General features: G+C 57.1%; 9 protein-coding genes. 6 read left to right on the top strand and 3 right to left on the bottom strand.

Annotation, left to right across the window (positions count from 1 at the left end):
* Positions 1-575: 575 nt before the first annotated feature.
* Positions 576-2,099 (bottom strand): nitric oxide reductase transcriptional regulator NorR, encoded by a 1,524-nt coding sequence (gene norR / locus AB4N80_RS22890; RefSeq protein WP_014338859.1) that lies wholly within the window; start codon positions 2,097-2,099, stop codon positions 576-578.
* Between the two features lie 158 nt (positions 2,100-2,257).
* On the opposite strand from norR, the gene norV reads away from it, so the two are divergent.
* The gene (norV, locus tag AB4N80_RS22885) at positions 2,258-3,700 is read left to right on the top strand and encodes an anaerobic nitric oxide reductase flavorubredoxin (protein ID WP_025214356.1); all 1,443 of its coding nucleotides are present in this window, start codon (positions 2,258-2,260) and stop codon (positions 3,698-3,700) included.
* Positions 3,697-4,830, top strand: a complete 1,134-nt coding sequence (gene norW / locus AB4N80_RS22880; RefSeq protein ID WP_025214355.1) for an NADH:flavorubredoxin reductase NorW — start codon at positions 3,697-3,699, stop codon at positions 4,828-4,830. Before norV ends, norW begins: the two co-directional genes overlap by 4 nt.
* Before the next feature lie 998 nt (positions 4,831-5,828).
* On the opposite strand, the gene AB4N80_RS22875 is transcribed toward norW, so the two are convergent.
* Positions 5,829-6,878 carry a LacI family DNA-binding transcriptional regulator gene (locus tag AB4N80_RS22875; RefSeq protein WP_460078963.1) on the bottom strand — a complete coding sequence of 350 codons (1,050 nt, stop codon included), beginning with the start codon at positions 6,876-6,878 and terminating at the stop codon, positions 5,829-5,831.
* A 162-nt stretch (positions 6,879-7,040) separates the two neighbouring features.
* Between AB4N80_RS22875 and AB4N80_RS22870 the strand changes: the two genes are divergently transcribed.
* Genes AB4N80_RS22870 through AB4N80_RS22855 form a run of 4 tightly spaced genes read left to right on the top strand, consistent with a single transcriptional unit; the run spans position 7,041 to position 10,605 of the window.
* On the top strand, positions 7,041-8,129 hold the full coding sequence (locus tag AB4N80_RS22870; RefSeq protein ID WP_460078961.1) for a fatty acid desaturase family protein: 1,089 nt from the start codon (positions 7,041-7,043) through the stop codon (positions 8,127-8,129).
* A gap of 36 nt (positions 8,130-8,165) precedes the next feature.
* Positions 8,166-8,486: a MocE family 2Fe-2S type ferredoxin gene (locus AB4N80_RS22865; protein WP_076384093.1), complete on the top strand. Its 321-nt coding sequence runs from the start codon at positions 8,166-8,168 to the stop codon at positions 8,484-8,486.
* Between the two features lie 9 nt (positions 8,487-8,495).
* Entirely contained in the window at positions 8,496-9,746 is a 1,251-nt protein-coding gene (locus AB4N80_RS22860; protein ID WP_460078958.1) for an NAD(P)/FAD-dependent oxidoreductase, read from the top strand.
* A complete protein-coding gene (locus AB4N80_RS22855; RefSeq protein ID WP_460078956.1) occupies positions 9,739-10,605 on the top strand; it encodes a sugar phosphate isomerase/epimerase family protein in 867 nt (288 codons plus the stop codon). The genes AB4N80_RS22860 and AB4N80_RS22855 overlap by 8 nt, the downstream gene beginning before the upstream one ends.
* Here AB4N80_RS22855 and AB4N80_RS22850 read toward each other — a convergent pair.
* Positions 10,588-12,279, bottom strand: a complete 1,692-nt coding sequence (locus AB4N80_RS22850) for a thiamine pyrophosphate-binding protein (RefSeq protein ID WP_460078953.1) — start codon at positions 12,277-12,279, stop codon at positions 10,588-10,590. The genes AB4N80_RS22855 and AB4N80_RS22850 overlap by 18 nt on opposite strands.
* Between the last annotated feature and the right edge of the window lie 4 nt (positions 12,280-12,283).

Here is a 12,283-nt window from a genome sequence, read left to right as displayed (position 1 = left end):
TTGGGCATTCGTTCAATTTTATCAGGATGTATTGGAGGGCGTGTGGTTAATTGTCGCCAGTGGATAATTAACTGATGCATGCTAAGTGTGTCGTATTCGCAACTCCCGGGGTTGAATGCTGATTATTTATCTTCATGGCCCTTCCTTTAAGTTTGTGTTGTGTAAGTCGCTAAAATATATTGAAATTAAAATAGGGCGTGGAGGATATGCTGGACGTCAGCAAAGCCCTGTGTACGCTCGGCAATATAATCCGCGGTGATTAAATTAAAAATAGGTTCTCGAAAAGAAAGAAAACATCATTGAGGTATGGCTTTGCTGAAATGATTGTTGCTGTGACTATGAGGAGCTCGGAGTCAATCATATCCCCCCCTTGCCACCCCATTCCTCCCGTAGGAGGCTCCTGGGTGCAACCGCTAAATTAAATCGAGTTCTGCAAGGCGCGCCAAATATCGTCGGAGTCCGGGTAGGAGGTGCTGGAGCATTGCCGGTGTCGGTAGCGGCCTTGACTGACCTGCAATCGGCCAGTCGATCAATGCTTGGTTCTGGTTGAATTGAGCCCTGATCGGCCGTGAGTGTTATTTCAAACCAAGCCGCTTCGCCAGTCGGTGCAGGTTAGCTACGTCCATATCCAGCATTCGAGCACAGGCAGACCATTTCCTTGCGCAATTATTCAGCGTGTTATCAATCAGCTGACGCTGGAAGTCATCCGTCGCTTCCCGCAGACCCTGTTCAACGCCGAGGAAAGGAACATCCAGAGCAACAGGCGGCGCTACCATCTGCTCGGGTACTTGATTGAAATGCTGTGCTTCAAGCAGCAGCTCGTCACTTTGCTGGGTCGCACGAGCAATGATCGTCGCCCGATAAACAGCGTGCTCCAGTTCGCGAACGTTTCCTGGCCACGTGTACTGCTTGAGCAACGACAGACAGTTGGCAGCCAAAGCCACCCGTTTCAATCCCATGCGTTCCCGGCTCTGCTCGCAGAAAAAACCCGCTAGCAACGTGATGTCCTGATCACGCTCACGCAGTGGTGGTACATGCACAGGGAATACGCTTAAACGGTGGAACAGGTCTGCACGGAACCGATTGTTCAACACCTCCTGCTTCAGATCACGATTGGTCGCGGCAAGCACCCGTACGTTGACCCGCAAGACGTTATCGTCACCAACCCGTTGCAGGTCGCCGTATTGCAGTACCCGCAACAGTTTTGCTTGCAGATTCAATGACAGTTCACCGATTTCGTCGAGAAACAGTGTGCCGTTATCAGCCATTTCGAACTTGCCGGTGCGATGATGGATTGCACCGGTAAAAGCCCCTTTGACATGGCCGAACAACTCACTCTCAGCCACTGATTCCGGTAGCGCAGCGCAGTTCAGATAAACCACAGACTGACCTGCGCGTGATGAACCTTCATGTATGGCCTTGGCGACCAGTTCCTTGCCGACTCCGGTTTCTCCAGTGATCAAGACGTTCAGGTCGGAACCTGCCACCATTTCGATCTCTCTCTTCAACTGTCGCATGACTTCGCTGAGCCCGACCATTTCGGTGCCGGGTTTGCCCGCCGGGATATTGCTGATGGAGAGAGGCGTAATTGTCTGACTTTCCAGTTGCTCCACCAGCAATGCATTGGCCAAGGCAGCAGATGCGAGGGCTCCCACCACTCGCAGCTCTTCGTCGCTGAAGTGATCAAACTGTGCCGGGTCCATGCCATCGATCGTCAGCGCACCAATCAGTGTCTGGTCCGCGAACAACGGCAATCCGATGCAGGCATGCACTTTGAGGTCCTGCCGGCTCGGTATCAGTCCGTCATAGGGGTCAGGCAAATGACTTTCTGCCGGAAAGCGCACCACGTCACCGGCGCGAGCGATGGCTTCCAGTCGCGGATGCGCATCAAGGCTGAAGCGACGTCCCAGAACATCCGGTGCCAGGCCGTCAATCGCCAGCGGACGGAACTGTCGCTGTTCATAACGCAACAAGGCAGAAGCGTCGCAACCCAGCAATTGGCGCAAGGTATTGATTAGACGTTGAAAGCGATCCTGATGGGAAATGCCGCTTTGCAACTGAATAGCGATGCGCGCCAAGGATTCAACGGACAGACTCATGTTTTGTCACTTTGACAATGATTAGTCATAAAGACAGTAAACGGGTAATGTCATATTGACAATAGTTGTTTTATTTGTCCTTTAAAATCAATGTCTTATTGTCTGGCACGAACATTGCCATCTTCGGTGTAGAACATCATTTTTTACCGAGGTAGGTTATGTCAATTCTCGTCAAGAACAACATCCATTGGGTCGGTCAGCGCGATTGGGAAGTGCGGGACTTTCATGGCACAGAATACAAATGCCACAAAGGTAGCAGTTACAACAGCTACCTGATCCGTGAAGAAAAGACCGTGCTGATTGATACGGTTGATCACAGGTTCAGCCGGGAGTTCATACAGAACCTGGCGATGGAAATCGACCTGAACACGCTGGACTATATCGTCATCAATCATGCCGAAGAGGACCATGCAGGGGCGCTGACAGAACTGATGTCGCTGATCCCGAATACGCCGATCTATTGCACCGCCAATGGCGTGGACTCGATCAACGGTCATCACCATCATCCAGAGTGGGATTTCCACGTCGTACATACCGGCGACACCCTGGATGTCGGCAATGGCAAACAGCTGGTTTTCGTGGAAACTCCGATGCTGCATTGGCCAGACAGCATGATGACGTACATAACCGGCGATGCCGTACTGTTCAGTAACGACGCCTTTGGCCAACATTACTGCGACGAACACCTGTTTAATGATGAAGTGGATCAAAACGAACTGTTCGATCAGTGCCAACGCTACTACGCCAATATCCTCACGCCATTCAGTCGTCTGGTCATTCCTAAGATTACCGAGATCCTCGGTTTCAATCTGCCGGTCGATATGATTGCCACCGCTCATGGCGTGGTGTGGCGTGATAATCCGACGCAGATTGTGCACCGCTATCTGGAATGGGCGGCGGACTATCAGGAGGACCGCATCACATTGTTCTACGACACCATGTCGAATAACACCCGCATGATGGCCGATGCCATCGCACAAGGCATTCACGAAGTTGATCCGGGTGTGGCGGTGAAGATTTTCAACGTCTCGCGCCACGACAAGAATGAGATTCTGACCAACGTGTTCCGCTCAAAAGGTGTTCTGGTGGGCTCGTCCACCATGAACAACGTCATGATGCCGAAAGTCGCCGCCCTGCTGGAGGAAATAACCGGGCTGCGTTTTCGTAACAAAAAGGCTTCGGCGTTTGGCAGTTACGGCTGGAATGGTGGGGCGGTAGACCGTATTCAGACACGCTTGATGGACGCTGGTTTTGAAACCACATTGACGCTCAAAGCCAAGTGGCGGCCAGACGGTGACTCGCTTGAGGTTTGCCGAGCTCATGGCCGCGAAATTGCTCGGCAATGGGCGCTGCAACCATCGACGCAAGCACAAGTCGCACGATCTGCCGCCGCCGCAACTGCCCAGGCAGAACCAATCGCGGACAACGGCCCGCGCATGCAGTGCAGTGTCTGCCAATGGATTTACGACCCGGCGATCGGGGAACCAATGCAGGATGTGCAGGCCGATACGGCCTGGTGTGATGTGCCTGATTACTTCCTGTGCCCGGAATGTTCACTGGGTAAATCGGTATTCGATGAGCTTGCTTCGGAGGCGAAATGAACAAGGAAATCGTCATTGTGGGCTCCGGCTTCGCTGCTCGTCAGGTGGTCAAGAACTTGCGCAGGCTCGATGCAGCGGTGCCCATTCGGCTGATTGCTGCAGACAGTTGCGATGAGTACAACAAGCCCGACCTGAGTCACGTCATCAGTCTCAATCAGACAGCGGACGACATGACTCGTCAGTCTGCGGCGGAGTTTGCCGAGATGTATCGGTTAACCCTGAATGCTGGTTGCCAGCTGACTGCAATTGATCGCGAAAACAAGCGTGTCAGCGCCGGCAGTGAGGCGTTCAGCTACGACAAACTGATTCTTGCCACGGGTGCGCAAGCCATCGTTCCGCCAATTCCCGGACGGGAGTGGATGGTGACTTTGAATAGTCAGCAAGAATACCGTCATGCACAACACGCTCTGAGAGCGGCAGAGCGCGTACTGATTCTGGGAGCCGGCTTGATTGGCAGTGAACTGGCAATGGATGTCAATCGTGCCGGAAAGCAAGTGGTACTGATGGATAAGTCCTGCAGCCTGCTGGCATCGTTGCTGCCTGTTGAGGTGAGTAGCCGCTTGCAGCATCGGTTATGCCAGATGGGGGTGGAAATGGTGTTCAACCAGGCTTTGGAATCCATTGAAAAGAGAGACGATAGCCTGTTGGCGACTTTGTCCAATGGCCGGCAAATCACCACCGATGTGATCATTGCCTCAATCGGATTGAAACCTGATACGACGTTAGCGGCGCAGGCTGGCCTACGGGTTGATCGTGGCATTGAAGTTGATGAACGCATGTGCACCTCTGACCCACACATATTTGCCGTTGGCGATTGCGCGCAAATCCAGGGCAAGCTGCTGCCGTTTCTACAACCCATTCAGTTAAGCGCCATGACCCTGGCGAGTAATGTGCTGGGTGGCGATGAGCAAGTGAAGTTCCCGGCGATGCTGGTGAAGATCAAGACCCCGGAAATGCCGCTGCACCTGGCCGGAGAAACCAACCGGAAGGACTTGCAATGGCAGATCAACCTTGAGGCACAGGGGCTGGTAGCCAAAGGGCTGGACATGGCAGGGCAGCTACGGGCGTTCGTCGTCAGTGAAGACCAAATGAAGCAGGCCTTTACATTACTACGGCAACTCTCGTTGTAAATCAAAGTGGCAGGGGTCACCCGGATCGACCAATGGCGCTGAGTGTTTTGTTCTTCCTAGACTTATTATCGACGCCAAGTCTGCAATCGCCAGATCGGTTTGAGTAATTGACGTTAGACCGTTTTGCCGAACAAAAGCCGGAGTTGTGTGATCGCGACTTGTATATCGTGCAAGTCGGCCTTGACCTGCGTTGGCATGGTTTACTATCAAGAGTTCCCGAGCAAAATGCAGCTGTACCGCTTGATGTGGGCCTCGTCAGCCTTCGAAAACAGGAGAGCACAGTTCTAAGCCTAGGCTAGGCCGAACGGGTTGCGTTTCGTGCCGGGAGTGGCAGAAGGCGCGGATGGAGCAGCAAGTTCTTGTTTGGTTCGGTGGGTTCCGAGTTTCATCATCACCCTAGCCGCTCAATTCCTCAATCGTTGGGCCCAGCGCAGCGCCATAAAGTTCTGTGTACTCATCGAACACGAGCCGCACCCACTGGTTTTGGGAATGCATTGAGGTTGGGCGCGGTCAGGCGTTGCATCATGTTATTTACCGTTCTGGTAGGCTCACCGTTCGTAACGGCGGCGCGCGTTCGTCCAATTGGCTACGGATGTAATCCAGTAGCGCAGCTTGGAATAAACCCCTTTTGACCGTTGAAGTACTTTAAAAACAAGTCCAAAATTAAGTCTTTTCCTGCCCTGGCAAGAAAAGAAACCCTTTAGATTTCAATGGGTCGGACACCAGATACGAGTCTCGTTTCCCGCTCCAAGATTCAGAAAAAAGCCACTCAGATGAGTGGCTTTTTTTTGTGCCTGTTTCACTGGCCAGGCTGTGACATAGATCCGACAGGCATCAGCAGAAAGGTCGCGCGAATTACCCTGGGAGGTCTGCCCGTCTGCCACTGTGTTGCCGAGCGTCGAGGGGGGCGGGATTGAATGTGCAGAAGTCAGCTGAAGCCGTAGTAAGTGGCGGTTAACCGCGCCATCAAGGGCCGAACAGGTTGTGCCGCCAGCTCATCAGCTTAGGGAATTCTCCGATGTCACAATCTGCAGCGGAATATGCACCCGGTGACGCACAGGATCGAACTGCTCCGCAGTCTGCAATTCCACCAGTAGATTCACTAGCGCCGTTGCAGTCTGGCGCGGCTGAGAGTCGATCACCACGTCGACCAAACCCTGGGCCAGGGCTTGGCGTGACAGCTCAGTGGACTCCTGCAAAATGCAGCACAGCGTCGGGCGCTTGGGCAGTTGCGCCAACGCGTTGATAATCCCGTCGCCACCGCCACCTACCACGCATAGCCCGCGCAAATCGTCATGCCGAACCAGGAGGTCGAGGGTTGCTTCTTCGGTGATGTCGCAGTTGTCCAGATTGATCAGCGGCTCCAGCGGGCGCAGCCCAGGTGCGTGTTCGGCCAAGTAGCTGTGCAAACCTTCAACCCGCTCCTGGTGACCAAGAAAGCGATGGCCACCGAGCAGAACGCCGATGCTGCCTTTGCGCGCGCCACAGGTGCGGGCCAGTAGCCACCCCATCGTGCGCCCGACTACATGATTGTCCTGGCCGACATAGGGCTCGGCTGCCGCCTCATGAATGCCCGATAACAATGCCACCACGGGCACGCCGGCCTCGCGAATCTGGGCAAGGGCGGCGTTGATCTGCGGGTGGGCGAAGCTGACCACCGCCAGGCCGTCGCATTGCACCGCCAACTGTTCGATCTGGGCAATGATGGCGCTGGGGGTGCGATCAAAAACGTATTCGAATTGGCAGGTCAGGTTGGCCCCGGCCTGGCGCTGCGCGGCCTCGGCGATGGCTTGGGCCAGGTTGGCGTAGAACGCCTGGGCGGTGCCCAGCAGCAGGATGCCGAAGCGGTACGTGGGGCGACGTTCGAGAATGCGCTGGCCGATCAGCCGCGCGGCAAAATAACCCACGGCTTCGGCGGCCTGAAGCACCTGTTCGGCAGTGGCTGGATTAACCGGGGCGCGAGCGTTGAGCACGCGGTCGACGGTGGCGACACTTAAGCCTGCGTGTTCGGCGACCGTGGCGATGGTGGGGCGTTTATTGTTATTCATGATGAGCCTTCAACGCGTTTTGATAGAAAACTATCAAGCCCTGTAGGAGCTGGATGATAGCTTGATAGGGAATGTATTCAAGACCTTGAGGGGACCTTCCACGCTCTCTATATTTTTTTACGCAAAGCACCTGACATCTCACGCTTGCGGAGAACAATAACAATGCCTCAAGACAACACAGCCTCTCCCCGGGACTATCGCCTGACCGGCCCTGAAGCCGTCCGCGCGGCCGAAAAAGGTCTTGTATCGGCCAGTTGGTACCAGTCGCCCATTTCCCGTCAACGCATGAAGCAACTGATGCAACGCCGCGACGGCCCGGCCTTGCTCGACACCGCCATCTGGCTGCTGACCCTGGTGGTTACCGGTTTCGGCGGCTACTGGTTCTGGGGCACTTGGGCTTGTGTGCCGTTTTTCCTTGCGTATGGGGTTTTGTACGCCACCGCCTCCAACCCGCGCTGGCATGAAACCGGTCACGGCACCGCCTTCAAGACCCGCTGGATGAATGATGCGCTCTACCAGGTGGCGAGCTTCATGTGCATGTTCGAGCCCCATGTGTGGCGCTGGAGCCATGCCCGGCACCATACCGACACCATCGTCGTCGGCCGCGATCCGGAAATCGTCGAACCGCGTCCACCGAGCTTGTTCATGATGCTGCTGAGCCTGTTCCAGATCCCGTTGCTGCTGAAGACGATGGGAGGCGTGTGCCGGCACGCGGTTGGCAAAATGGATGCCCAGGAACAGACGTTCATCCCTGAGTCCGAATGGTCCAAGGTGTTCCTGGCGGCCCGTATCTGGCTCGTGATTTACGCCGTTGTCTTTGGTGCGGCGCTTTACCTGCACAGCTGGTTGCCGCTGATGTATATCGGCCTGCCCATCCTGTATGGCGGCTGGTTGTCCTACCTGTTTGGCCTCACCCAACATGTGGGCCTGGCGGAAGACGTGCTGGACCACCGCAGCAACTGCCGCACCATCTATATGAACCGGGTACTGCGCTTTCTGTACATGAACATGAATTATCACCTTGAGCACCACATGTACCCGATGGTGCCGTACCACGCCCTGGCGCAACTCCATGAAGAGATCCGCCACGATTGCCCGCCGCCTTACGCCAACATAGGCGAGGCCTTCAAGGAAATCATTCCGACCCTCTTGAAGCAGCGTAAGGACCCGACGTATTTCGTGCGACGCCCCGTCGGTAGCTCAAGGCCTGCCACCGACGCTCATCCACAGGCTGAAGCCACGCTGGGCTGACACCTTCCGGCTGTATCCCGAACAAGAGAAAACGCCATGAACGATCAATGGATCGATGTATGCGCCGTGGGCGAAATCAATGAAGAAGACGTCATTCGCTTCGACCACGGTCCGCATACCTATGCCATCTACCGATCTGCTGACAACGAGTTTTTTGCCACTGCTGGCCTGTGTACTCACGAGTCGATCCACCTGGCTGACGGCCTGGTGATGGATCACGTCATCGAGTGCCCCAAGCACAACGGGCGCTTTGACTATCGCAACGGCAAAGCCCTGGGGGCGCCAGTGTGCGTCAATCTCAAGACCTATCCGGTACGGGTCGACGGAGGGCGGGTTCTGCTCGCCATTTCGGCCTGACCGCCAGGAGTGCACGCCATGAATGCTCCATTGATTATCGTCGGCGCCGGCCATGCCGGTGGCCGCGCGGCGCTGACCTTGCGCGAGCAGGGTTATACCGGTCGGCTGATCCTGATCGGCGATGAACTCCATCGACCGTACGAGCGTCCTCCGCTGTCCAAGGGCTTGCTGCAGGGCACGATGGACCTGGACGATTGCAGCCTGTGGGGGGAGAGCCGGCTCACGGAATTGAACATCGACCACTTGGCGGGCAACCCGGTAAAAAGTCTGGAACCGCAGCACCATCGCTTGCAATTGACCGACGGACGTTGGCTGTCCTACAGCCGATTACTGCTGGCGACCGGAGGGAGAGCGCGTCGCTTGTCCCAGGTGCCTGAATCTCTGGCCAACGTGCTCTACCTGCGCACCCATGACGAAGCCCTGGCCCTGCGCAGCGCATTGAGGCCCGGCACGCGCCTGGTGATTGTCGGCGGTGGCTTTATCGGCCTCGAAGTCGCGGCAACGGCTCGAACCCTGGGCTGTCAGGTGACGTTGCTGGAAGCCGGGCCACGACTGGCCGGGCGAGTCTTGCCTGAAGCCGTATCCCAGGCCTTGTTGGAGTTGCATCGGCAGCAGGGCGTGGACGTGCGGCTGAACGTAGCGCTTGAAATTGTACAAGGCATCGAACGCGCTGAGGCGGTGCAACTGGTGGACGGCCAAGTGCTGCCCTGTGACTGGGTGGTGGTCGGTATCGGCATGCAACCCAACATCGAATTGGCCGCGGCGGCGGGGCTTGAGGTGGGTCAGGGAATTCGAGTCGATGCCCAGTTGCGCACCAGCGCGCCAGACATCTTTGCCGCCGGCGATGTGTGTGAGTTTCGCCTGCACGCCGACGCGTTATTCCAGCGCCAGGAAACCTGGCGCAATGCCGAGACCCAGGGCCGTCACGCGGCGTTGAATCTGTTGGGCGGCGAGTTGCCGTTCGAGGGGGTTCCCGGCTTCTGGTCTGATCAGTACGACTGGGGCTTGCAGACGGTGGGCGTGATCTCACCGACGCCACCTTCGGCCGTGCGCACCCTGGCAGACGGTGGTCTGCTGCTGTTCTCCCTGGACACCGAGCAACGTTTGCAAGGCACCTGCGGTTGGGGGCAGGGCAACAGCGTTGCCAAGGACATCAAGTTGTGTGAACGGCTGATTGCCAACTTGACCCCACTCTCTGTGGACGCATTGGCCGACGCCGATGTGTCGCTCAAACATCTGCTAAGGCCCAGACATGCGTGAATTCCTGGTATTTCAGTCCCTGTGGGCCATGCAAGATCACCGTGGTCAATGCGATCTTTCCCTTGAGGCGCAGGTGGAGAAGATTGCCTCTGCTGGCTTTGATGGGATCACCGACCATTTCTGGATCGCGCCACAGGCCGAACGTCTGCATGCCGCTGCCAAGGCGCAAGGCCTGCAAATCGAAGGTCAACTGTTTCCCCGCACCGTGAGTGACTTGGCGCAAGCGCTTGAGGTTGCCTCCCGCTACGGCTGCCACCACCTCACGCTGCAAGCCGACGTCCGGCCGCGCACGCTGGCACAGGCGATCACACTGATCGAAGGCTGGCAGCGTCTGGCCGAGCAGGTGGACTTTCCGATCCTGCTGGAAACCCACCGCTATCGTCTCACCAGTGACCTGTTGTTCACCCTCGACTTGCTCGCGCAGATGCCCGACCTCAAATTGTTGGCTGACTTGTCCCATTACGTTGTGAGCCGCGAACTGCCTGAGTCGGCCACTGCCGAAGACGACGCACAGATTCACACCATCTTGCGACACAGTTGGGGTTTTCACGGGCGGGTCGCTAATAGTGAGCAGGTCCAGGTGCCCCTGACCTTCGCCCAGCATCGCCCTTGGTTGGACCGGTTTCTGGGCTGGTGGCGTTACGGAATCAAGGATTGGCTGGCGCGACCGAACACACCCGCGAGCCTGTCCTTCACCTGCGAGCTTGGCCCGCCACCCTATGCGATCACGGGGAGTGATGGGCGCGATGTGACGGATCGCTGGGGCGAGGCGCTGATGCTGAAGGAACTGGTGCGTGGTGTTTGGGATGAGTGTCAGCAGGGACAAGGTGCGCCCATTCCTTCAGGGCATGATCGGTAGTTCAATGAGATTCGGGCAGCCTGAGCGAATACCTTCTTCGACAGCTCCTGCAATATCGCCGGCGCACTCGATCCTGCGGGAAGGGATCCCCATGGAAGAGGCGAGGGCCAGGAAATCGATCGCCGGGTCGCAGAGGTCCATGCCGATGAACCGGTGAGTGCTTGCACTCAGATAGTGCGCCTGGCTACGAGCGTAATTCTTCAAAATGTTGTATTCGCCGTTGTTCATGACAACGAACGTGATCGGCAGCCGTTCATGCGCCGCCGTCCAGAGTGCTTGCGGTGAGTACATTGCCGAGCCATCACCGACCAGACAGACTACCGGGCTGCGGTCCAGGCCAAGCGACGTACCGACAGCCGCCGGCATGCCCCAGCCCAGGATGGCGCTGCGGGTAAAAAGATACTGGCGGGCCGAATGGGAGTCCAGGCAGGCACGGACATGAGGAATCGTGGCGGGTGCTTCGTCGACGATCCAGACGTCCGGCCCGATTGCCCGGATAGCCTCGTGGGCAGCCACGAAAGGCGTTGTCAGCGGCGTGTTGAATTCGCGACTGACGCGAGCGACGACGTCGGCACGACGTGTATCGCGTTCTTGGCCTGCGACGTTTCGCAGCGTTGCGATTGTCTCGCGGTGTGGGACCAATTTCTTGTCCAGTATCGGCAACAGCGTTTGCAAGGAGAGTCTTAAATCCCCGATCAGCCCTAGCGCTGTCTCGTGGACTCTGCCTAATTGGTGTCCATCGCCGGTCAATTGGATAAGGCGACAGTGAGATGGAACAGCGGGGCCCTGGGAATATTGATAGCTGATCAACGAATGGCCGCCGAGCAGGAAGACTGCGTCGAAGTCAGAGAACGTCTCCCTGATATCGGAAGCCTTCGCAGGCAGCGTTCCCCGCCACTGCGGATGAGCCGTCGGAAACGGAATATGCCCGGGCCAGGATGGCCCGTAGACCGGCGCGCCGAGTGCTTCGGCGAGCTTCACGGCTTCAACTTCCGCGCTCGACTGGAACACTTCCTCTCCAATGATAATCGCCAGACAACCGGGGGTAATTGCCGCTAAGGCAGCGGCCAATTCCTCAATCATCCCGGTCACGGCACCGCGCTCGATTCGCGATGGCGGGCCGGCCGTTACATCCGTGTGTTGCTCCATCACGTTAATCGGCAGGGAAAGGAAAACCGGGCCGGCCGGCCCCGTGCGACAGTCCTGAAACGCACGACGCAGCAGCATCGGGATGTGTTCGGGATGATGAATTTCTTCCGCCCATTTGACGCTCGGTCGGGCGAGCGCGACGAGGTCTCCGTGGAGCAGCGGGTCGGTCACGCCATGTCGCGTGTCTTGTTGGCCCGCCGTGACGACAAGTGGCGTATTCGCCATCTTCGCGTTGAGAATTGCGCCCATTGCATTGCCGAGTCCACCGGCCGTATGGAGGTTGACGAAGCCGGGGCGACCGGATGCCTGCGCATAACCGTCGGCCATCGCTACGACTGAGGCCTCTTGGAGGCCGAGGATGTATTGGATGTCTGAGGCGCCTGAGAGGGCGTCGAGCAAGGGCAGTTCGGTTGTTCCCGGATTGCCGAAGACGTAACGTACACCCTCGCTGCGAAGCACTTCTACGAACAGGTCCGCGCCGCGTTGCCCGCGGCTGTTGAAAAAAACATTGGAGCCTGAAGGCATGGCG

It is taken from the genome of Pseudomonas sp. H3_A02, from assembly GCF_054671965.1.
The sequence above is the reverse complement of the archived record's forward strand: the minus strand, read 5'-3'. Positions and strand labels throughout refer to the sequence as shown.